This window comes from Streptomyces sp. NPDC088785 (genome assembly GCF_044750685.1).
Taxonomy (GTDB): Bacteria; Actinomycetota; Actinomycetes; order Streptomycetales; family Streptomycetaceae; genus Streptomyces.
Genome location: NZ_JBIVKH010000006.1, coordinates 166427 through 187235, shown reverse-complemented (window position 1 = coordinate 187235; position 20809 = coordinate 166427). Strand labels below are relative to the sequence as shown.

The window sequence follows — 20809 nt, the reverse complement described above, 5'->3', positions numbered from 1 at the left end:
CGCCGCCGGGCCGGACGCCCCTCCCCCTCACGCGCCCGTCTGTCCGCCATAGGGTGCGCACATGAGTGCCCCTGACACGCATCCGGGCCCCGTCGGCGCGGACGAGGCCCCCTTCGGCGGCGATCCCGGCGCGCCCGATCTGCGCGGCCCCGTGCGCTACCTGTGGTGGCTGGTGGTGTGCCAGCCCGGCCGGGTCGCGGCGGGCGCCCTGCTCGGCAGCGCCTGGATGGTGGCGCTGACCCTGCCCCCGTACGTCCTGTCGCGGGCGATCGACGACGGGCTGCTGGTCCGCGACTCCGCCGGGCTGTACGGCTGGTGCGGGGTGCTCCTCGCGGTCGGCGCGGTCACCGCCTGGCTGGCGATCATGCGGCACCGCACCATGACCCGGCTCCGGCTCGACGCGACGTTCCGCACGACGCGGCTGGTGACCCGGCACGCGACCGTCCTCGGCGCGGTGCTGCCGCGCCGGGTCGCGGCGGGCGAGGTGGTCACCCTCGGCGTCGGCGACGTCGCCCGGATCAGCCAGACGCTGACCATGGCCGGACCGGGGGTCGGCGCGGTCGTCGCGTACGTGGTGGTGGCCGCGCTGCTGCTGTCCATATCGGGGCTGCTCGCGCTGGTGATCCTGCTCGGCGTGCCACTGATCGCCTGCTGCCTGGGACCGTTGCTGACCCGTCTCCAGGGCGCCGAGTCCGGATACCGCGAGCGGCAGGGCGTGCTGGCGGCCCGGCTCGCCGACCTCGTGGGCGGGCTGTCCGTCCTCGGCGGCCTGGGCGGGAAGGACGTGTACGCGCGCCGGATCCACCGGGACACCGTCCTGCTGCGCGACGAGGGCTACCGGGTGGCCCGCGTGAGCAGCTGGATCCAGGCCCTGGCCGTCGGCCTGCCCGCGGTCTTCCTCGCCTGCGTCACCTGGCTCGGCGCGCGGATGGCGGCGCGCGGCGAGATCTCCGTCGGCCAACTGGTCGCCGTCTACGGCTATGTGGCCATGCTGGTGATCCCGGTGCAGTTCTTCATCGAGGGCGGCTACGACCTGGGGCGCGGGCTGGTGGCCACGCGCCGGGTGCTCGGCTTCCTGGCGCTCGCGCCGCACACGCCCGGGCACCGCTCCCCCGTCGCCGGGCCGCCGCCCGGTGCGCCGCTGCACGATCCGGTCTCCGGTGTGCGGGTGGCGCCGGGCCGGCTGACGGTCCTGGTGGCGGCGCGGCCCGCCGACGCGGCGACGGTCGTGGACCGGCTCGGCCGGTTCGTGCCGTCGACGGCCACCTGGGGCGGCCTCCCGCTGGACACCGTCGAGTTGGCGGAGGTGCGGCGCCGGGTGCTCGTGGCCGACGCCGAGGCGGACCTGTTCTCCGGCACGGTCCGGGAGGGCGTCGCGGGACGCCACGCACCGGACGACGCCGCGATCACGCGCGCGCTGCACGCGGCGGCCGCCGACGACGTCGTCGCGGGACTCCCCGGCGGCGTGCACGCCGAACTGCTCGCCCAGGGCCGCAACCTGTCGGGCGGCCAGCGCCAGCGCATCCGGCTGGCGCGGGCGGTGCTGGCCGATCCGGAGGTGCTGCTCGCCGTCGAACCCACGTCCGCGCTGGACGCGCACACGGAGGCCAGGGTCGCCGCGCGGCTGCGCTCCGCCCGGCAGGGCCGCACCACCCTGCTCACCGGCACCTCCCCGCTGCTGCTCGACCGGGCGGACGTGGTGTGCTTCCTCGTCGACGGGACGGTCAGGTCCGAGGGCCGCCATCGCGACCTGCTCGCCCGGGACGACGCCTATCGCGCGCTGGTGGCGCGCGGCGCCGGGGAGGAGGGTCCCGCGGCGGAAACCCCCGACGGCGCGCGGGACGGCCGGCATCCCGACCCGCGCCAACACCCGCACCACGACGCGCAGGACGACCCGCGTGGCCACCCGCGTGACGACACGGACGTTCCCGTTCGAGGAGGCGACGCGTGAGTACCCCTCCCCCGCTCCCCGTGGCCGGCCCCGCCGCCGTGCGCCGCGCCGCTCTCGGCCTGATCCGGGCCGACCGCGGCGCCTTCGGCGGTCTCGTGCTGCTGAACTGTCTCGCCGCCGGGGCCGGAACCGCGGGCCCGTACCTGCTCGGCCGGATCATCGACGACGTGCGCGCGGGCACCACGGTGGCGCACGTCGACCGGGTGGCGCTCGCGATCCTCTGCTGCGCCGTGGCACAACTGCTGTGCGCCCGCTGGGCCCGCCTGGTGGGGCACCGCTTCGGGGAGCGGGCGGCGGCCCGGATCCGGGACCGGTTCGTCGAGCGGGCGCTGGGACTGCCCGCCTCCGTGGTGGACCGGGTGGGGCCCGGCGACCTCACCAACCGCGGCACGGAGGACATCGCGACCGTCGCGACGACGCTGCGGGACGCGGGGCCCGAGGTGTCCGTGTCGCTCGCCCAGGCCCTGTTCCTGACGGGCGCGGTGTGGGTGGTCGCGCCGTCGCTCGGCGCCGTCGCGCTGCTCGCGCTCGCCGGTGTCCCCGTCGCGGTCCGCTGGTACCTGCGGCGGGCCCGCACCGCGTACCTCGCCCAGGGCGAGGCCGACTCGCACCGGGCCGAGGTGTTCGCGGCGACGGCGGCCGGAGCCCGCACCGTGGAGGCGTTCGGCCTGCGCGACCGGCGCGTCGCGGCGTCCGAGCGGTCGCTCGCGCACAGCCACCGCACCCGGACGCACACCCTGTACCTGCGCTCCGTGCTGCTCCCCTCGGTGGACTTCTCCTACGTGCTCCCGGTCGTCGCCGTCCTGCTGGTGGGCGGCACCCTGCACACCCACGGCGTGCTGAGCCTCGGCGCGGTCGTCACCTGCGCCCTGTACCTGCGCCAGTTGTCGGCGCCGCTGGAGGCGATCCTGCTGTGGGTGGAGCAACTCCAGAGCAGCGGCGCCTCGTTCGCCCGCGTGGAGGGCGTCGGCGGGGCCGCCGCGGCACCGGTGCCCGACACCGTGGAGCCGCGGGGCGAGGCCGTCGAACTGCGCGGAGTGCGGTACGCGTACGAGGGCGGGCGCGAGGTGGTGCGGGGCGTCGACCTGACGGTCCGGCCCGGTGAACGGCTGGCGCTGGTCGGGCCCTCGGGGGCGGGCAAGACCACCCTGAGCAAGCTCCTCGCGGGGATCGACGCGCCGCACGCCGGGTCGGTCACCGTGGGCGGCGCGCCGGTCACCGCGCTCGGGCCCGAACAGCTGCGCCGGCACATCGCCCTCGTCACGCAGGAGCACCACGTGTTCCTCGGCTCCGTCCGCGACAACCTGCGGCTCGCCGCGCCGGACGCCGATGACGCCCGGCTGTCGGCCGCCCTCACCGCGGTGGGCGCCCACTGGGCGGACACCCTGCCGCAGGGCCTGGACACCGAACTCGGCGCGGCCGGGCTGCGCCTGGACGGGCCACGGGCGCAGCAGCTCGCGCTGGCCCGCGTGGTGCTCGCCGATCCGCACACCGTCGTCCTCGACGAGGCGACGGCGCTGCTCGACCCGGCCGCCGCCCGGCACACCGAACGCGCGCTCGCGGCCGTCCTGCGCGGCCGGACCGTCATCGCGGTGGCGCACCGGCTGCACACGGCCCACGACGCCGACCGGGTCGCCGTGATGGAGGACGGCCGCCTCACCGAGATCGGCCCGCACGACGAACTCGTCGCGTCCGGCGGGGCGTACGCGGCGCTGTGGCGGTCCTGGCACGGGCGGCCCTGACCGTCCGGCCCGGGCCCGCGGCAAGCCGCTACTCGTCCGCCGCGCTCTCCAGCGACGCCACGTCGAGCACCCCGTCCAGCTCGGCCAGGACCGCGACCAGGTCCGGCACCTCGGCGGCGCCCTCGATCTCCATCCGTACGGCGATGGTGCCGCGCCGCCCCGGTCCGCCGTCCCACTCGGCGCGGTCGAGCCGGTCGGTGCGGTCCAGCCGGTCGGTGCGGTCGGTGCGGACCTCCAGGACCCGGAAGCCCCGGCCGGTGCACTCCTCCAGCACGCGCGTCAGCACGCTGCTGCCCACCTCGTACGCGAGATGCAGCCCGGTGCGCCGCTCGGCGGCCAGGGCGGGGATCCGGCGGCTCACCCAGGGATAGCCGCGCACCACGAGGAAGTGACAGGCCGTCGCGGCGACCGCCAGCAGCGGGAGTCCGCCCCCGCAGGCCATCCCTATGGCGCAGGTCAGCCAGACGGTCGCGGCGGTGGTCAGGCCGCGCACGGCGTCCCGCCGGACGAAGATGAGGCCGCCGCCGATGAATCCGATGCCCGACACGATCTGCGCCGCGACCCGCGACGGGTCGAGGGCCACTCCGTCCAGGCCCAGCACGGAGTTGAAGCCGTGCTGCGAGACCTCCATGAACAGGGCGCTGCCCACCCCGACGAGGGTGTGCGTGCGCAGGCCCGCGCTCTTCTGCTGGACCGCGCGCTCGGCGCCGATCAGCGTCGACAGGACGAGCGCGAGCCCCAACTCGGCGAACTGCCGGGCGCCTTGCCCCGCCGCGGGGTCGAACAGCGGCAGCGCGTGCGATGACACGAGTACGTTCCTCCTTCTCAGGGGCTTGCCGAGGGCCGGCCGGAGCGGCCGCGGGGCGCGTCCTGGCCGGGCGTGTCCGCCGCTCACGAGCCTAGCGCCGCAGCGGGGGCGGGGGATTGTCAGACCCGTGCGCAAGAGTGGTGTCATGCAGGGAACCTGGAATCTCGACACACACGACCGATCGACGAAGCATCAGGAGCTGGCGGCGGCGCAGGCGTGCCTGCGGCTGCTGCACACGGCGCGCGCCGCCCTCTCCGGCACGGAGCCACCGGCGACCGCCTCGGTCCTCGCCGTGCCGATCGCCGAGGCGGACGAGGCGCTGCTCCGCGCGGGCCTCGCGGGCAACGAGGCGTGGCTGTTGGAGCGGATCTACGACCTGGGGCCGCAGGACACGTCGCCTTGACCTCGGGACCGCGCCGTGCGGGGCCGTCCGCCACACTGGGCGGATGGATCACAGCCGGGTCGACGCCTACCTCCACCGCATCGGGGCCGAGCGGCCCGCCGCGCCGACCGCCGGGGCGCTGCGCGCGCTGCACCACGCGCACCTGCGGTCCGTGCCGTTCGAGAACCTGTCGGTGCATCTGGACGAGGACGTCGTCCTCGCACCGGCGGCGCTGGTCGCCAAGGTGGTCGACCGGCGCCGCGGCGGGTTCTGCTACGAACTGAACGGCGCGTTCGCGGCGCTGCTCGGCGCCCTCGGCTTCGAGGTGGCCTTGTTGCAGGCGCGCGTGATCGGCGAGGACGGGCGTCCCGGCATCCCCTTCGACCACATGGCGCTGCGCGTGCGCACGGCGGACGGCGGGGACCGGCTCGCGGACGTCGGCTTCGGCGCGTTCATCGCCGAGCCCCTGCTGTTCGACGAGCGCGGCGAGCAGCGGGACCCCGGCGGCGTCTTCCGCATCGAGGACGCCCCGTACGGCGATCTGCTCGTGCTCCAGGACGGCGCCGCGCAGTACCTGCTCGACCCGCGCCCGCGCGAGCTGCGGGACTTCGAGGGGGGCTCCTGGTACCACCGGTCCTCGCCCGCCTCGCACTTCACCCGGTCCCTGGTCTGCTCGCGCCCCACCGGGGACGGACGGATCACCTTGAGCGGTCGCACGCTCACGACGACCGCCGCCGGGCGCCGCACGCAGCGCACCCTCGACTCCGACGCCGCCGTCCTCGCCGCGTACGAGCAGCACTTCGGCATCGTCCTCGCCACGCCTCCGCCCGAGCCCGACCGCACCGCGGACTGACCCCGCCCGCACCCCGCTGGTTATGCTGCCGCCGAACCGTTCAGAAAAACGCTCAAACGAACAGCGAGTGGCGAGGGGGCCATCAGCATGCGCGAACCGGTCGATCTGAGGCGGCGGCGGATCCTCGCCGTGGTGGAGTCGCGCGGCGCGACCCGGGTGAGTGATCTCGCCGCGGAGCTGGCGGTGTCGGTGGTGACGATCCGCCGCGACGTGGAGGAGCTCGCCCGCGAGGGCAGCCTGCGCCGCGGGCACGGGATCGCGCGCCCGATGCTGCCGGAGACGGAGCAGACCGCGCAGCCCGCCGACCCGCCGCTGGACGGCGGTCCGGTCGCCGTGGTGGTCCCGGAGCGGCACGCCTATCTGTACGAGATGCTGCACGGCGCCCGGGCCACCTTCGAGGAGGCCGGCATCCGGATCGGCCTGCACATCGCGCCGCCCGCCGCGGGGGCCGAACAGCCCATCGTGGAGCGGGCGTTGGCGGACGGCGCGCGCGGCCTGCTGATCGCGCCGCGCTGGCGCAGCCGGGCCACGGAGGAGGCCGACTACGCCTGGCTGGCCGGGCTGTCCGTGCCGACCGTCCTGATGGAGCGCCGGCCCCGGGCGGGCAGCGCGCTGCATGCCGTCGACACCGTGTGCACCGACCACTGGTACGGCGTGCACCTGGCGCTCGACCACCTCACCGGCCTCGGACACCGGGGCGTCGTGCTGGCGGCGCGCGACGACAGCCCGACCGCGCGCGCCCTGCGCTCCGCGTTCGCCGGGATCGCCGCCGCGCACCCGGGCATCGACCGGTGGGCCGTCGCGCTCAGCTCGGCCTCGGCGGTCCCCGACCCGGACGCGGCCGCCGCCGGGCAGGCCGTCGATCTGCCGTCCCTGCTCGCGGAGTTGGGGGCCACCGCGGCGCTGCTGCACGGCGACGTCGACGCGCTGATGCTCGTACAGAAGTTGCGGGACAGCGGGGTGCGGGTGCCGGAGGACTGTTCGGCGATCGCGTACGACGACGTGGTCGCGGGGCTCGGCAGCACTCCGCTGACGGCCGTGTCGCCGCCCAAGGCCGAGATCGGCCGGGCGGCGGCCGAGCTGCTGCTGCGCCGGCTGGAGCGGGGGGCGTCCTCGGGGCCCGCCCGGCGGATGGAGGTGATGCCCGATCTGAAGGTGCGCGGCTCCACGCAGCGGGTCGCTCCCCCGCTCCCGTCCGAGGCGGAGGCCAACTGACGCCCACCGATGAGCGTTTGACCGTTTCATTTTCTTCTGATCGATCTATTGACCGAAACCGCTCGGCCGATCAGGATTCCCGTGACTCGAACACGCAGGAGCCGCGGGAGGCGCCCATGCCTGGTCGACAGAGCCGTCGATCCATGCTCGCCGCGATCACCGCGCTGCCGCTGACGGGTGCCCTCGGCGCCTGTAGCGGATCGAACAGCGCGTCGTCGCAGAGCAGCAGCAAGACCGGTACCAAAGGCAGCAAAGGCACGACCGTCATCACCTTCTGGTCCGCGTTGCGCGGCAGCCAGGAAGTGGTGGACCAGTTCAACAGGACCCACGACCACATCCAGGTCCGCTTCGAACAGATACCGTCCGGCAACGGCGGCGGCTATCTGAAGCTGAGCAACGCCGCGCGGGCCGGGAACGCACCCGACGTCGCCACCATCGAGTACCCGCAGGTGCCGGGGTACGCGATCGACGGCGTGGCCCGTGACATCACCTCGCTGATCAGCGACGGCCTGCGCAGGAAGCTGCTGCCGCAGGCCCTCGGGCAGACCACGTTCGAGGGCCGTACGTACAGCGTGCCGCTCGACGTCGAGCCGACCGTCCTGCACTACCGCAAGGACCTGTTCGACAAGTACGGCTTCGACGTGCCGACCACCTGGGACGAGTACGCCGACCTCGCCCGTGCCGTGCGCCGCACCGGCGGCAAGCGCAGGGTGTGCATCTTCTCCCTCGACATGGGCCTGTTCGCCGGCCTGTGCTGGCAGGCGGGCGCCCAGTGGTTCGACACCTCCAAGGGCGCCTGGAACGTCTCGCTGGCCGACGCCCCCACCCGGCGCGTCAGCGCGTACTGGCAGCGGCTGATCGACGAGGACCTCGTCTACGCCAACAACCCCAACAGCCGCGTCAACGACGCCCAGATCGGCAATGACCTGGTCCTCACCCGGCACAGCGGCGCCTGGGACGCGGGGGCGCAGATGAACGCCCGCCCCGCCCAGAAGGGCCTGTGGCGCATCGCCCCGCAGCCCCAGTGGGACCCGGACCGGCCCGCCCTCGGCACCAACGGCGGCTCGACGTTCGCCATCACCAAGGACAGCGCGCACCCCGAGGCGGCCATGGAGTTCATCGAATGGCAGGTCTCCAGCCCGGACGCGCTCAAGGCCCGCCTGTCCAGCGGCGCGAGCAGCCAGTACCCGGCCGTGTCCGAGCTGATCCCGGTCGGCCGCGCCGCGTTCGACCGTAAGTACTACGGCGGCCAGGACATCTACGCCCTGTTCGAGCAGGAGGCGCACAAGATCCGCGACGGCTGGGTGTGGGGCCCGCGGATGACCGCGACGGCCCAGGTCATGCAGGACGCCTTCACCCGCGCCGCGGCCGGCTCCGGCACCCTCGAGTCGTCGATGCGGGCGACCGAGGACGGCACGATGCCCGACCTGAAGGCGCTCGGCCTGCGCACCACCCAGCACACGACGTGAACGCCCGCACTCCGAAAGGCAGGTGACACCCATGACCGCGACCACCCATGCCCCCGCGACGGCGTCCGCGCCGCCGCGCGACCAGGACGACTCCGTGCGCCGGGCCCGGCGCACGGCGGGCCGCCGTCGAGGCGGCGCCGCGGGCGTCCTGATGGCCCCCTTCTTCGTCCTGCTCGTCCTGGTCTTCCTGATCCCGGTGGGGACGGCGGTGTGGCTGAGCTTCTTCAGCGACGACCAGCCGGGCCTCGGCTTCGGCCCGGAACGCACCGTCTTCGTGGGCCTGCGCAGTTACGCGGCCGTGCTCACCGACCCGTCGTTCCTGTCCGGGCTCGGCACCGTCGGCCTGTACTGCCTCCTCTACATCCCGCTGATGGTCGTCGGCTCGCTCGCGCTGGCGCTGCTGCTGGACTCGGGGGTCGTCCGGCTGCGGGCCTGGGCCCAGCTCGGCCTGTTCCTGCCGCACGCGGTGCCCGGCATCATCGCCGCGCTGATCTGGCTCTACCTGTACACCCCCGGCATCAGCCCGATCATCGAGGTCTTCGCCAAGGGCGACATCACCGTCGACTTCCTCGGCCTGCACACCACGCTCCCCTCGATCGTGAACATCGCGCTGTGGTCCAACCTCGGCTACAACATGGTCGTCTTCTACGCGGCGCTCCAGGCCGTCCCCCGCGAGGTCCTGGAGGCCTCGGTCGTCGACGGGGCCGGGCCGGTGCGCACGGCGCTCCAGGTGAAGGCGCCGCTGGTGCGCTCCTCGATCGTCATGGTCGCCATGTTCACCCTGATCTGGGCGTTGCAGCTGTTCACCGAGCCGGCGCTGCTGCACCAGTCGTCGGCGATGGTCGGCGCCCGCTTCTCGCCGAGCATGTACATCTACGACGCGGCGTTCAGCCGGAACAACTACTCGCTCGCGGCGGCCGCCTCGGTGATCCTGCTGATCATCACGATCGCCCTGTCCTACGGCGTCACCCGCTGGACCAACCGTGTCGAGGCCGCAGAGGAGAACGCCCGATGAGTGTCGCCCAACCGAGCAGCACCTCCCTGCTGCGCCCGCGCTTCCTCGGCCGGGCCGTGGTCAACGTCGTCGTGGTGATCTCGGTGATGTACACCGTGCTGCCCGCCCTGTGGCTGGTCCTGGCCTCGACGAAGACCCGGGACGCGCTCTTCCAGAGCAGCATCTTCTCCCTCAGCGACTTCTCGCTGATCCAGAACCTCAAGGACCTGTTCGCGATGGACGGCGGCCTCTACGGCCGCTGGTACGGCAACAGCCTGCTGTACGCGGTGCTCGGCGCGGCCATCGGGTCGATGATCTCCATCGCGTGCGGGTACGCCTTCGACAAGTACCAGTTCCGGCACAAGGAGAAGCTGTTCGGGCTGGTCCTCGCCGCGGTGATGGTGCCGCAGACCGTCCTCGCGCTGCCGCTGTACCTGATCGCGTCCGAGACCGGCGTCGTGAACACCTTCTGGTCGGTGTTCATCCCCGTCCTGTTCAACCCGTTCGGTGTCTATCTGGGCCGCATCTTCTCCCAGGGGTACGTGCCGAACGAGGTCCTGGAGGCGGCCCGCGTCGACGGCGCCGGCGAGCTGACGACGTACGCGCGGGTCTCCCTGCGGATGCTCGGGCCCGGCCTGATCACGGTCTTCCTCTTCCAGCTCACCGCGATCTGGAACAACTTCTTCCTGCCGATGGTGATGCTGTCCAACCAGAATCTGTACCCCGTCAGCCTGGGCCTGTTCCAGTGGAACGGCCAGGCGACCGTCTCTCCCGAGTACTACCCGGTGGTGATCATGGGCTCGCTCCTCGCGGTGCTCCCCCTCGTCCTCGCGTTCATCCTCCTCCAGCGGTTCTGGAAGGCCGGCCTGACGGCGGGGGCGGTCAAGTGACCCTGCCCCGCGTGGCGCTGGCCATGTCCCCCCAGGCCGCGGCGGCCGTGTTCACGCCGCGGTCGCTGGCCGCGCTCACCGAGGTCGCCGACGTCGCACCGCTGCCCGTCCTGTCCGACCTGTCCACGCCCCGCGCGACGGAGGTGCTGGCCGACGCCGAGATCCTCGTCACCGGCTGGGGCTGCCCGGCGCTCGACGCGGACGTGCTCGCCCGGGCGCCCCGGCTCGCGGCCGTGGTGCACGCGGCCGGTTCGGTGCGCGGCCATGTCACCGACGCCTGCTGGGAGCGCGGCATCGCGGTGTCCTCCGCGGCGGCGGCCAACGCGCTGCCGGTCGCCGAGTACACGCTCGCGATGATCCTGCTGCACGGCAAGCACGTCCTGGAGCGGGCCCGCGACTTCCGCGCGCACCGCGCCCGCGACAACTGGCTGCTCACGACCGAGCGTGTCGGCAACTACCGGCGCACCGTGGGCATCCTGTCCGCGTCCCTGGTGGGGCGCCGGGTCATCGAGCTGCTGAAGCCGTTCGACCTGGACGTGCTGCTGCACGACCCGTACGTCTCCCCCGCCGAGGCCGCCGAGCTGGGCGTCACCTGGGTCGACCTGCCCGAGCTGTTCACCCGCAGCGACGTGCTGAGCGTGCACACACCGCTGCTGCCGGCCACGCGCGGACTCGTCAGCCGCCCCCTGCTCGACGCGCTGCGCCAGGACGCCGTCCTGATCAACACCGCGCGCGGCGCCGTCGTCGACCAGGACGCGCTCACCGACGCGGTGCGCGCGGGCCGCCTGCGGGCGGTGCTCGACGTGACCGACCCCGAGGTGCTGCCCCCCGGGCACCCGCTGTGGGACTGCCCGAACGCCCTGATCACTCCGCACCTGGCCGGGTCCCAGGGCAGCGAGTGGGAGCGGCTGGCCGACACGGCCGTCGCCGAGGTGGCGCGGTGGGCCGCGGGCGACGGTTTCGCCCATCCCGTACGACGCGAGAGGCTGGCGTTCCTGGCATGACCATCCCGTTCGAACTGCCCGAGGAAAACCGCGGGCTGAGCCCGTTCACCGGCTACACCCGCGCCCACTGGGAGGCCGTCGCGGACGGGCTGCTCGGCGCCGCCTGGCGCTGGGCGACCCCCGGGGGCGCCTTCCTCGACCTGCCGGGCCGGCCCTCCGCGTCCGGCGTGCGCTCGGACGGCCTCGAAGGGTACGCGCGGACGTTCCTCGCGGCCGGTTTCCGGGTCGCGGGCGCCGACGGCAAGGACCCGCACAACTGGCTGGAGCGGTACGCCGGGGGCCTGACCGCGGGCACCCGCACCCCCGGCAGGGACGACGCGGAGTCCTGGCCGCTGATCCTCGACCACCACGTGCAGGGCCAGCCGATGGTCGAGTCGGCGTCCGTGGCGCTCGGCCTGAAGCTGACCCGGCCGTGGCTGTGGGACCGGCTCGACGGGGACGTGCAGGACCGCGCCGAGCGCTGGCTGCGCGGCGCGATCGACCACACGCCCGCGCCCAACAACTGGTACCTCTTCCCCTTCATGGTGGCGTCGTTCCTGGAGGAGGTCGGCCGCGGCGACGCGGCGACCGCCCGCGCCGTCGACCGCGCCCTGGACCTCATGGAGACCTGGTACCGGGGCGACGGCTGGTACGCGGACGGCGACGGCCGGGCCTTCGACCACTACAACGGCTGGGCGCTGCATCTGTATCCGCTGCTGCACGCCCACCTGTCGGGCGACGCCGCGCTGTCGGCGCGCTTCGGCCCCCGGTTGCGCGAGCACCTGGAGGGCTTCTCCCTGATGTTCGGCGGGGACGGCGCCCCGCTCCACTTCGGCCGCTCCCTCACCTATCGCTTCGCGACGTCCGCGGCGGTCGGGGCGGGCGCGGTGACCGGGCACACCCCGCTGTCGCCGGGCGCGTCGCGGCGTCTCATCAGCGGCAACCTGCGGTACTTCCTGGAGCGCGGCGCGGTCACCGGCGAGGGGCTGCTGAGCCTCGGCTGGCACGGCACGCACGACGCCACCCTCCAGCCCTACTCGGGCCCGGCGTCGCCGTACTGGGCGTCGAAGGGGTTCGTGGCGCTGCTCGCACCGGAGGGCGACCCGCTGTGGACGGCCCCGGAGGAGCCCTCGCCCAGCGAGGGCCCCGACCAGGTGCGCGCGCTGCCCGCACCGGGCCTGCTGGTGCAGTCCACGCGGGCCGACGGCATCGTGCGGCTGCACAACCACGGCAGCGACCACGTCCGGCCGCACGAGGGCGAGGTCGCCGCCCAGAACGACGCGCACTACGGCCGCCAGGCGTACTCCACCCACACCGGTCCGACCTCGCTCACGAACGTGGCCGACAACCATCTGTCCGTCGAGGTCGACGGGGTCGCCAGTGTCCGTCGGCGGCTGCGTCCGCTCGGTGCCGGGCAGGGCCCCGGCTGGGGCTGGGCGGCGTCCTCGTTCCGGCCCGCGTTCGTGTCGGGGCCGCCGATGTGTCCGGGGCTGCGGGTCGAGAGCGTGACCGTGGCGCGGGGCGCCCACGAGCTGCGGGTGCACCGGGTCGTCGGCGCGCCGCACGGGTCCCGGGTGTCGCTGACCGGCTGGGCCACGCAGGCCCTGCGCTCGGAGCTGGCCGGGCTGCACGGCTGGGCCGGGCGGGACCTGGTCCGGGCGCCCGAGGGCACGGCGTACGAGCCCTGGGTGCGGGTGCCCCGGCTGTCGGCGCCGGTCGAGGGGACCGCGGTGTTCGCGGCGCTGGCGCTGCTCGGCGCCGCCGGCTCCGGCGAGGGTCTCGACGGCGTCGTGGCGGACACGCGGGTCACCGGCGACGAGCTGACCGTGCGGTGGGCCGACGGGTTCGAGACCGTGGTCGCGTTCGGCGCGTCGCCGACCGTGCGGTGCGGGTGAACCGCGGCGCGGCTCACGCCGGCGGGCGCAGCTGGGCCTGCACCGCCGGGGCGTAACGGTCGACGACCGCCTCGATCTCCGCGGCCCGCACGTGCGGGCCGCGGGCGATCCCGTACATCACGCCGAGGCCGAGCAGCAGCGACACGGCGAGTTCCGCGCGCAGCGCGGCGTCCGCGCCGGACAGCCGGGCCGCGAGGCGTTCGCTGACCTGCGTACGGAAGTTGGCGCGCAGGATGTCGCCCTGCGCGCCGTGCAGCGGGGCGAACACGATGCGCAGGATCGGGTCGGCGCCGCGCTCCGACTGGCCGCTCAGGACGCAGCGCACCATGTGCCGGCCCAGATCCGCCAGGGGGGCGTCGAGGAGCAGGTCGACGTCGGCCTCGAAGTCCATGACGCCGGAGAACAGGGCGTCCTTGTTCCCGAAGTATTTGAGGATCAGCGGCGGGCTGACCCCGGCCCGCTCGGCGATCGCCCTGAGCGTGATGTCGCCGTGCGCGTGCCGGGCCAGCAGGTACCGGGCGGCCTTCACGATGGCGGCCTTGCTCACCTCCGCGTCGCGCCGGACGGCGGGTTGTGCCGTGGTCATCGCCTCATGCTCCCTTCGCCGTCGCCAGGGGGGCCGGTGCGCCCGCGCCGGTCCGCCCGGTTCCCGTGTCGGACGGTACGCACAGGGACACGGCGGAGGCGACCAGGGCGACGGCTCCGGCCATGACGAAGGCGAGCCGGTAGCCGCGCAGGGTCGACACGTCGGTGTCGCCGAGCCGCATCGTGTGGTGGACGAGGATGGCGGTGACGGCGGCGCTGGAGACGGCCTGGCCGATGGTCCGCATCAGCACGTTGACCCCGTTGGCGGAGGCCGTCGCGGTGGACGGGACGGCGCGCAGGATCAGGGTGGGCAGGGCGGAGTACGCCAGGGTGGTGCCGGTGGAGACGACGGCGGCGCCGACGAGGACGACCCACAGGTCGGTGCTGTCGACGACCCGGATCGCGTAGCCGAGGGCGAGGACGACGCCGCCGATGGAGAGGGTGACGCGGGGGCCGCGGGAGGCGGAGATGCGGGCCGACACCGGGGAGAAGAACAGCATGAAGACGCCGCTGGGGAGCATGCACAGGCCGGTCGCCACGATGGACAGGCCTAGGCCGTAGCCGGTCTCCACGGGCGCCTGGACGAGCTGCGCGGTGACCAGCGAGTTGGCGTAGAACGCGAATCCGGTGAGCAGGGCGGCGAGGTGCGGCAGTCCGACCCGGCGGCCGACGGCGAGCCGCAGGTCCACCAGGGGGCGGGCGGCGCGCAGCTGCTGCCACGCCCACAGGGCGAGGACCACGACGGCGCCGGTGAAGAGCCCGGCGATCCGGGCGCTGCCCCAGCCCCACTGGCCGCCCTGGGAGACGCCGAGCAGCAGGCAGACCAGCCCGGTGGCGAGGCCGAGGGTGCCGAGGACGTCGAAGCGGCCGGGGCTGCGGACGGGGGACTCGCGCACGGCCCACCAGGCGGCGGCGAGGCCGAGGGCGCCGAGGGCCGCGGTCGCCCAGAACATCACGTGCCAGTTCGCGTACTGGACGATGAGCGTGGCGAGCGGCAGGCCGAGGGCGGCGCCGATGCCGACGGTGGAGCTCATCAGGGCGACGGCGGATCCGGTGCGGTGCGGCGGGAGTTCGTCGCGCAGGATGCTGATGGAGAGCGGCACGACGGCCGCGGCGGCGCCCTGGAGGGCGCGGGCCGCGATGAGCAGGCGGATGTCGGAGGTCAGCGCGCACAGTACGGAACCCGCGGTCATCAGGGCCAGGGCGATCAGCAGCACGCGTCGTTTGCCGTACATGTCGCCGGCCCGGCCGAGCACGGGGGTGAGGACGGCGCCGGCGAGCAGGGTCGCGGTGACCATCCAGGAGACGGCGGACGGGGACGCCCCGGTGAGTTCCGGCAGGTCGGGCAGGAGCGGGACGACGACGGTCTGCATGACGGCCATGAGGATGCCGCCGAAGGCGAGGACGGGGATGGTGAGCCTGTCCCGCAGGCGGGGGCGGACGGCCGGCTCGGGCAGCGTCGGTATCGGGGCCTGGTCCATGGGACTCCTGCGGGGTGCACGGGCGCGGCGGGAGAGGGGCGGCGCCGGGCTGACGGAGCGGGTGAATGTCCATTCACCCGGTAGGTGAATCAGTATTCACCACCCCGTGCCCGTCTGTCGCCACCCCGCGTCCCGCGCGGAAACCGCCCCGGCCGCGCGATACTGCCGCAATGACCACACCAGACGTCCTGCGCTGCGGACTTGTCGGCACCGGCTCCTGGGCCGGCCGCACCCACGCCCCCGCCCTGCGGGACCACCGGAACACGGAACTCGTAGGCGTGTGGGGGCGCAGGCCCGACGCGGCGGCCGACCTCGCGGCCGCGCACGGCTCGACGGCGTACGACGACGTGGACGCCCTGTTCACGGCGTGCGACGCGGTGGCGTTCGCCGTCCCGCCGGACGTCCAGGCGCCGTTGGCGGCGCGGGCCGCCGCCGCGGGCTGCCATCTGCTGCTGGACAAGCCCGTCGCGACGGAGCCGGCGGCGGCGCGCGCGGTGGTCGACGCCGTCGCCTCGGCGGGCGTGGCGTCGGTGGTGTTCTGCACGATGCGCTACGCGCCCGACACGGCGGCCTGGATCGCGCGACAGGCCGCCGTGGAGGGCTGGTTCACGGGCCGCGCCGACTGGTACGGGGCGCTGTACACGCCGGGCGACGACGCGCGGATCCGGGCCACGACTCCGTGGCGGGCGCAGAAGGGCGCGCTGTGGGACGTGGGCCCGCACGCCCTGTCGGTGCTGCTGCCGCTGCTGGGTGACGTGACGTCGGTGACGGCCGGGCGCGGGCCCGGTGACACGGTGCACCTGCTGCTGCGGCACGACTCCGGCGCGTCGAGCACCGCGGCGCTGAGCCTGACCGCTCCCCCGGACGCGGCCGGGGTCACGGTCGAACTGCGGGGCGCGGCGGGGGTGTCGGTCATGCCGTCCGGCCGGGGTGAGGCGCGGGAGTCGCTCGCCGTGGCGATCGACGTCCTGCTGGAGTCGGCGCGCACCGGCGTGCCCGCCCCGTGCGACGTGCGGTTCGGGCTGCGGCTCACGGAGATCCTGAGCGCCGCCGAACGCGCGCTGCCGCCGGCCGGCGCCTGACCGGGCGCCGGCGGGGGGGTACGCCGTGCCGGTGGGCACCCCCCGCGGCGCGGGCGCGGGAGCGTGACCGGCGGCGCGGACCACCCGCGCGGTGGCGCCGGCCGGGTCAATACCCTGGGCGCATGCCGCTCCAGATCAGCGCCACCAATCCCGAGCACCCGGTGCTCCTGCTCGCCCTGCCCTGGCACGTTCCCCTGGAGGAATGGCCGGAGGAGTACCTGGTGCCGCTGCCGCGCGGCATCTCCCGGCACGTGGTGCGCTACGCACGCGCCGGTGACGAGGTCGTCGCCGTGAAGGAGCTCGCGGAGCGGCCCGCGCTGCGCGAGTACGAGATGCTGCGCACCCTGGACCGGCTGGGGATACCGTCGGTGGACCCGCTGGCCGTGGTCACCGGCCGGGAGCAGCCGGACGGCTCCCCTCTCGAACCGGTGCTGATCACCCGGCACCTGGGCGGCTCGCAGCCCTACCGTTCGATGTTCGAGACGACGATGCGTCCCACGACGGTCCACCGGCTGATGGACGCGCTGGCGGTCCTGCTGGTCCGGCTGCACCTGTCCGGTTTCGCCTGGGGCGACTGCTCGCTGTCCAACACGCTGTTCCGGCGGGACGCGGGCGCGTACGCCGCCTATCTGGTGGACGCGGAGACGGGTGAGCTGCACGCGCGGCTGAGCCAGGGGCAGCGGGAGTACGACATCGAGCTGGCCCGGGTGAACATCAGCGGTGAGATGCTCGACCTGGAGGCGTCGGGCGCGCTGCACCCCTCGATCGATCCGATCGAGTTCGGTACGGAGATCGAGCAGCGGTACACGAACCTGTGGAGCGAGCTGACCCGGACCTCGGTGTACCCGGCGGGCAAGCACCACTACATGGAGCGCCGCATCCGGCGGTTGAACGACCTCGGGTTCGACGTGGCCGAGATGCAGATCTCGCGCTCCCCGCGCGGCGACGAGGTCACCTTCGTGCCCAAGGTCGTGGACGCGGGCCACCACCAGCGGCAGTTGCTGCGGCTGACCGGGATGGACGCGGAGGAGAACCAGGCGCGGCGACTCCTGAGCGATCTGGAGAGCTGGATGGCGACCCAGGACGACGCGCCGGACGCCCGGCCCGAGGTGCTGGCCCACCGCTGGGTGCGGGACGTGTTCCGGCCGACGGTCCGCGCGATCCGGGACCGGCTGCCCGCGCCCATGGATCCGGCCGAGCTGTATCACGAGATCCTGGAGCACCGCTGGTACCTGTCCGAGCGGGCGCAGCACGACATCGGGCTGGACGCGGCGGCGGAGGACTACGTGCGGAACGTGGGAGAGCCGGGGCGTGCGGACGGGCCCGCGGGGGCACGGCGGGGCTGAAAAGCGCCGGGGATGACCGGGCGCGGCCGGTACCGTGGCCGCTACGTAATGGCGAGTGACGGCACCGGCCGCAGCCAGTGACCTCCGGTTCCGCCTGCGAGCAGGTGCGGGACGTGCGTCGTGCAACGCATTTTCCGGCCACATCCAACGGAATACGTGGCCCGGTCCCGCTCTCTCTTCCTCAGTCGGCCCAGAGGCGTGTGCGTTACTCGGCGCCGGGAAATTTCGGCCAATTTCCAGCCCCCCGGCACAGGTGCCGCATCCCTGTGTCCAGGTACACACAGTCGATGAAACTGCCTGATGAGCAACGCCACGCCCCCCATCATGACGGACCGTCTGATCGTTTTCTTCGGGCAATGTTTATTACCAAAGATGTCGGGAGTATTTAGACTGCTCACGCTCAACTCGGCTGGCACGAAGAGGGATTACCCACATGAACAAGAAGGCGCTCCGCGCCCTGCTCCGTGAACGGCGTGCCCTCATAGCCCCGGAGTCCCACGGCTTCACCCGCCCCACGGGACAGGGCCGGCGCGCACCGGGCCTCTCGCAGCACCAGGTCGACCAGCTGCTGCACCGGACGCTGGGCACGTACCACCGGCTGGAGTCGGGGAGTTACCCGAACCCGCCCAGTGAACTGCTGCGCGACGTGGCCCGGCTGTTCGGGCTCAACGAGCAGGAGTGGGTGCTGCTGTGCCGGTACGCGCTGCTCCAGGATCCGCCCGGCCCGCTGTACTCGTCGTCCGGCAAGGCCATCCCCGGCGTGTGGCAGGAGGCCGTCGACGGGATCCGGCACATCGCGTACGTGTCCGACGCGTCCTGGGACCTGCTGGCCGGCAACGAGGCGTTCGAGGAGCTGTTCCCCGACCGCTGCCCGCCGCAGAACACGATGCGCTGGATGCTCCTCGACCCGCACGCGCGGCACATGCTCACCGAATGGGCCACCTCCTGGGCGCCGTTGCTGCTGCCGCAGCTGCGGGCCGCCCTCGCCGCCCGGCCGGACGACGACACGCTGCGCCAGATCGAGAAGGAGGTCCTCACCGACCCGGAGGCCGCCCCCATCTACGAGGCGGGCGGCTCGGTGATCCACCCGGACGGTGACGAGCGTCCGCTGCTGCACGCCCGGCTGGGCCCCGGCTGGGCCACGATGTGCGCGGCCCAGCCGCTCACGACCCCGGGCTCGCGGCTGATGATCCTGGTCTTCCACCCGGGGGCCCGTCGCGCGCACCCGCGCAGACCCGCTCTCCAGGCCGGATGAACAGATCTCTTCAACTGCCTTACCCGGTCACGTAGGTTGAATCGGCCCCCCACACCTCCTCCAGCTCCGTGGGAGCCACCACATGCCTGCCTACATATCTCCGCCGAGAACCGTCCTGGGTGCCCACAAGGTGACCACCGACGAGATCACCGACGACATACGCACCCATCACCCGGGGCATCCGCGGCTCGCCGCCGCCGTGCGCGCCGTGCGCGGCTGCGGTGTCCGCAGCCGCTATTTCACCCGTCCGCTGACCTCCCCCACCGTCGCGGGCACCGCGGAGATCGCCGAGCGGGCCGCCTCCGCCTTCGCCGACGCCCTGGAACTCGCGCACGCGGCGGCGCGCTCCGCCCTGGCCGCGGCGGGCCTGGACGCCGGTGACATCGACGGCATCGTCACGACGCACTCCACCGGGTGGGCCGCGCCGAACCTCGACGTCCACCTCACCAACGCCCTCGGGCTGCGCCCCACCGTGCGGCGCACCGCCCACACCACGCTGGCCTGCACGGGCGGCACCAAGACCCTGATCAGCGCGGGCGACATGGTCGCGGCCCGCCCGGGGAGCAAGGTGCTGGTGGTCGCCGCCGAGGTCATCTCCGCCGTGTACCACCACAGCGACACCGGCATCGACGCGATGATCTATAAGGCGCTGTTCGGCGACTCGGCCGGGGCCGCCGTCGTCTCGGACGAGCCGCTGGGTCCCGGCTTCGCCTTCGAGGACTCCTTCGAGCATCTGCTGCCGGACAGCGCCGGGCATCTGGCCGGGCGCATCACCGGGGACGGTCTGCACTTCGACGCCACGAAGGCGGGGCGCGCCGCGTCGGGCGAGGTGATCCCGGTGCTCAAGGACTGGCTGGGCGGCCGCCGCACCGACTTCGCCCTCATCCACCCGGGCAGCCCCCGCATCATCGCGGACACCGCCGACCTGCTGGGCGTCACCGCCGAGGACGCCCGGCACTCCACCGACACGCTCACCGACGAGGGCAATCTGGGCGGCGTCAGCGTGCTCCGCATCCTGGAACGCACCCACACCGAGCCGCCGGCGGCCGGCGCGCGGGGCTCGATGGTCGCCTACGGCCCCGGCTTCGCCACCGCCGCGCTGCACGGCCACTGGCACGCCTGACCTCCGCCCCCCTCCCGCCCTCCCTGAAATGTCCCGCCGGGACTTGTGTCCCATCGGGACATGAAGGTGTACTCTCGGAGGCATGAAGGCGAACGAGCCCCCCACACCGCCCCCCGCGGACCGCCGCCGGCAGAAGGCGCGGCGGACCCGGGAGGCGATGGCCGAAGCGGCCGTGGCGCTGGTCCTGGAGCGGGGCCTCGCGGAGGTCACCGTCGAGGCGATCGCCGAGCGCGCGGACGTCACGCGCCGCACCTTCAGCCGGTACTTCTCCGGCAAGGAGGACGCGGCGCTGGACTTCACCCGCGCCGACGGCGCCCGGATCAACGCGGCACTGCGCGAGCGCCCCGCCGACGAGCCCCCGCTGCTCGCCTACCGCAGGGCGGTCGCCGACTGGCTCGCCGACCGGGCGGTCCCCGGCTGGCACCACCGGCCGGAGCAGCGTCTGCTGTACGCGGCCGTGGACCGCGAGCCCGCCCTGTTCGCCGCGTACGAGCGGATCCGGGTCGACGCCCAGGACGAGTCCGTACGCATCATCGCCGACCGGCTCGGCACCGATCCGGCCCGGGACCTGCGTCCCGAGGTCGTCGTCGGGGCCGCGGCCGGCGTGCTGACCGCCGCGCTGCGCACCTGGGCACGCGACGACGGCACGGACGCCGAAGACCTCGCCGACCTGGTGGCGCGGGCCTACGACGCCCTCACAGGGGAGGCCGCCCGATCGGCGGCGACCTCCGAGGAAGCAACCAGAGAGTGACACG

General features: G+C 73.9%; 18 protein-coding genes. 15 read left to right on the top strand and 3 right to left on the bottom strand.

The window, feature by feature from the left end:
- The first annotated feature begins 61 nt into the window (after window positions 1-61).
- Together ACIP5K_RS19700 and ACIP5K_RS19695 are read left to right on the top strand one after the other, a co-directional pair.
- Window positions 62-1951 carry an ABC transporter transmembrane domain-containing protein gene (locus ACIP5K_RS19700; RefSeq protein WP_401411116.1) on the top strand — a complete coding sequence of 630 codons (1890 nt, stop codon included), beginning with the start codon at window positions 62-64 and terminating at the stop codon, window positions 1949-1951.
- A complete protein-coding gene (locus ACIP5K_RS19695; protein WP_401411114.1) occupies window positions 1948-3693 on the top strand; it encodes an ABC transporter ATP-binding protein in 1746 nt (581 codons plus the stop codon). Before ACIP5K_RS19700 ends, ACIP5K_RS19695 begins: the two co-directional genes overlap by 4 nt.
- 28 nt (window positions 3694-3721) lie before the next feature.
- Here the strand turns inward: ACIP5K_RS19695 and ACIP5K_RS19690 are convergent, their stop codons facing one another.
- Window positions 3722-4501 carry an MgtC/SapB family protein gene (locus ACIP5K_RS19690; protein ID WP_401411112.1) on the bottom strand — a complete coding sequence of 260 codons (780 nt, stop codon included), beginning with the start codon at window positions 4499-4501 and terminating at the stop codon, window positions 3722-3724.
- Window positions 4502-4646: 145 nt separating this feature from the next.
- On the opposite strand from ACIP5K_RS19690, the gene ACIP5K_RS19685 reads away from it, so the two are divergent.
- From ACIP5K_RS19685 to ACIP5K_RS19650, 8 genes are all read left to right on the top strand, one after another.
- A complete protein-coding gene (locus ACIP5K_RS19685; RefSeq protein ID WP_401411109.1) occupies window positions 4647-4904 on the top strand; it encodes a hypothetical protein in 258 nt (85 codons plus the stop codon).
- A 43-nt stretch (window positions 4905-4947) separates the two neighbouring features.
- Entirely contained in the window at window positions 4948-5736 is a 789-nt protein-coding gene (locus ACIP5K_RS19680) for an arylamine N-acetyltransferase (protein ID WP_401411107.1), read from the top strand.
- An 87-nt stretch (window positions 5737-5823) separates the two neighbouring features.
- Entirely contained in the window at window positions 5824-6951 is a 1128-nt protein-coding gene (locus ACIP5K_RS19675; RefSeq protein ID WP_401411106.1) for a substrate-binding domain-containing protein, read from the top strand.
- 116 nt (window positions 6952-7067) lie between these two features.
- Window positions 7068-8420 (top strand): ABC transporter substrate-binding protein, encoded by a 1353-nt coding sequence (locus ACIP5K_RS19670; RefSeq protein WP_401411103.1) that lies wholly within the window; start codon window positions 7068-7070, stop codon window positions 8418-8420.
- A gap of 31 nt (window positions 8421-8451) precedes the next feature.
- Window positions 8452-9435: a carbohydrate ABC transporter permease gene (locus ACIP5K_RS19665; protein WP_401411101.1), complete on the top strand. Its 984-nt coding sequence runs from the start codon at window positions 8452-8454 to the stop codon at window positions 9433-9435.
- Complete coding sequence (locus ACIP5K_RS19660; protein ID WP_401411100.1) at window positions 9432-10304, top strand: carbohydrate ABC transporter permease; 873 nt, start codon at window positions 9432-9434, stop codon at window positions 10302-10304. The genes ACIP5K_RS19665 and ACIP5K_RS19660 overlap by 4 nt, the downstream gene beginning before the upstream one ends.
- 23 nt (window positions 10305-10327) lie before the next feature.
- Window positions 10328-11308, top strand: a complete 981-nt coding sequence (locus tag ACIP5K_RS19655; RefSeq protein WP_401411362.1) for a hydroxyacid dehydrogenase — start codon at window positions 10328-10330, stop codon at window positions 11306-11308.
- Window positions 11305-13182 carry a DUF2264 domain-containing protein gene (locus ACIP5K_RS19650; RefSeq protein ID WP_401411098.1) on the top strand — a complete coding sequence of 626 codons (1878 nt, stop codon included), beginning with the start codon at window positions 11305-11307 and terminating at the stop codon, window positions 13180-13182. The genes ACIP5K_RS19655 and ACIP5K_RS19650 overlap by 4 nt, the downstream gene beginning before the upstream one ends.
- Window positions 13183-13195: 13 nt before the next feature.
- Here the strand turns inward: ACIP5K_RS19650 and ACIP5K_RS19645 are convergent, their stop codons facing one another.
- Together ACIP5K_RS19645 and ACIP5K_RS19640 are read right to left on the bottom strand one after the other, a co-directional pair.
- The gene (locus ACIP5K_RS19645) at window positions 13196-13768 is read right to left on the bottom strand and encodes a TetR family transcriptional regulator (protein WP_401411096.1); all 573 of its coding nucleotides are present in this window, start codon (window positions 13766-13768) and stop codon (window positions 13196-13198) included.
- Window positions 13769-13772: 4 nt separating this feature from the next.
- Window positions 13773-15248 (bottom strand): MFS transporter, encoded by a 1476-nt coding sequence (locus tag ACIP5K_RS19640; RefSeq protein ID WP_401411095.1) that lies wholly within the window; start codon window positions 15246-15248, stop codon window positions 13773-13775.
- A 170-nt stretch (window positions 15249-15418) separates the two neighbouring features.
- Between ACIP5K_RS19640 and ACIP5K_RS19635 the strand changes: the two genes are divergently transcribed.
- From ACIP5K_RS19635 to ACIP5K_RS19615, 5 genes are all read left to right on the top strand, one after another.
- The gene (locus tag ACIP5K_RS19635; RefSeq protein WP_401411093.1) at window positions 15419-16330 is read left to right on the top strand and encodes a Gfo/Idh/MocA family protein; all 912 of its coding nucleotides are present in this window, start codon (window positions 15419-15421) and stop codon (window positions 16328-16330) included.
- A 122-nt stretch (window positions 16331-16452) separates the two neighbouring features.
- Window positions 16453-17676, top strand: a complete 1224-nt coding sequence (locus ACIP5K_RS19630) for a DUF4032 domain-containing protein (protein ID WP_401411091.1) — start codon at window positions 16453-16455, stop codon at window positions 17674-17676.
- 433 nt (window positions 17677-18109) lie between these two features.
- Window positions 18110-18931 (top strand): helix-turn-helix domain-containing protein, encoded by an 822-nt coding sequence (locus tag ACIP5K_RS19625; RefSeq protein WP_401411090.1) that lies wholly within the window; start codon window positions 18110-18112, stop codon window positions 18929-18931.
- Between the two features lie 82 nt (window positions 18932-19013).
- Window positions 19014-20054, top strand: a complete 1041-nt coding sequence (locus tag ACIP5K_RS19620) for a PhlD (RefSeq protein WP_401411089.1) — start codon at window positions 19014-19016, stop codon at window positions 20052-20054.
- Window positions 20055-20136: 82 nt separating this feature from the next.
- A complete protein-coding gene (locus ACIP5K_RS19615; protein WP_401411087.1) occupies window positions 20137-20805 on the top strand; it encodes a TetR family transcriptional regulator in 669 nt (222 codons plus the stop codon).
- Window positions 20806-20809: the final 4 nt, after the last annotated feature.

Excerpts from the sequence above, each read along its gene's own strand:
- ACIP5K_RS19665 (WP_401411101.1), top strand. The coding sequence starts at position 8,452 with ATGACCGCGACCACCCATGCCCCCGCGACGGCGTCCGCGCCGCCGCGC.
- ACIP5K_RS19655 (WP_401411362.1), top strand. The coding sequence starts at position 10,328 with ATGTCCCCCCAGGCCGCGGCGGCCGTGTTCACGCCGCGGTCGCTGGCC.
- ACIP5K_RS19615 (WP_401411087.1), top strand. The coding sequence starts at position 20,137 with ATGAAGGCGAACGAGCCCCCCACACCGCCCCCCGCGGACCGCCGCCGG.
- ACIP5K_RS19680 (WP_401411107.1), top strand. The coding sequence starts at position 4,948 with ATGGATCACAGCCGGGTCGACGCCTACCTCCACCGCATCGGGGCCGAG.
- ACIP5K_RS19620 (WP_401411089.1), top strand. The coding sequence starts at position 19,014 with ATGCCTGCCTACATATCTCCGCCGAGAACCGTCCTGGGTGCCCACAAG.
- ACIP5K_RS19685 (WP_401411109.1), top strand. The coding sequence starts at position 4,647 with ATGCAGGGAACCTGGAATCTCGACACACACGACCGATCGACGAAGCAT.
- ACIP5K_RS19645 (WP_401411096.1), bottom strand. The coding sequence starts at position 13,768 with ATGACCACGGCACAACCCGCCGTCCGGCGCGACGCGGAGGTGAGCAAG.
- ACIP5K_RS19670 (WP_401411103.1), top strand. The coding sequence starts at position 7,068 with ATGCCTGGTCGACAGAGCCGTCGATCCATGCTCGCCGCGATCACCGCG.
- ACIP5K_RS19630 (WP_401411091.1), top strand. The coding sequence starts at position 16,453 with ATGCCGCTCCAGATCAGCGCCACCAATCCCGAGCACCCGGTGCTCCTG.
- ACIP5K_RS19660 (WP_401411100.1), top strand. The coding sequence starts at position 9,432 with ATGAGTGTCGCCCAACCGAGCAGCACCTCCCTGCTGCGCCCGCGCTTC.
- ACIP5K_RS19625 (WP_401411090.1), top strand. The coding sequence starts at position 18,110 with ATGAACAAGAAGGCGCTCCGCGCCCTGCTCCGTGAACGGCGTGCCCTC.
- ACIP5K_RS19640 (WP_401411095.1), bottom strand. The coding sequence starts at position 15,248 with ATGGACCAGGCCCCGATACCGACGCTGCCCGAGCCGGCCGTCCGCCCC.
- ACIP5K_RS19700 (WP_401411116.1), top strand. The coding sequence starts at position 62 with ATGAGTGCCCCTGACACGCATCCGGGCCCCGTCGGCGCGGACGAGGCC.
- ACIP5K_RS19675 (WP_401411106.1), top strand. The coding sequence starts at position 5,824 with ATGCGCGAACCGGTCGATCTGAGGCGGCGGCGGATCCTCGCCGTGGTG.
- ACIP5K_RS19650 (WP_401411098.1), top strand. The coding sequence starts at position 11,305 with ATGACCATCCCGTTCGAACTGCCCGAGGAAAACCGCGGGCTGAGCCCG.
- ACIP5K_RS19635 (WP_401411093.1), top strand. The coding sequence starts at position 15,419 with ATGACCACACCAGACGTCCTGCGCTGCGGACTTGTCGGCACCGGCTCC.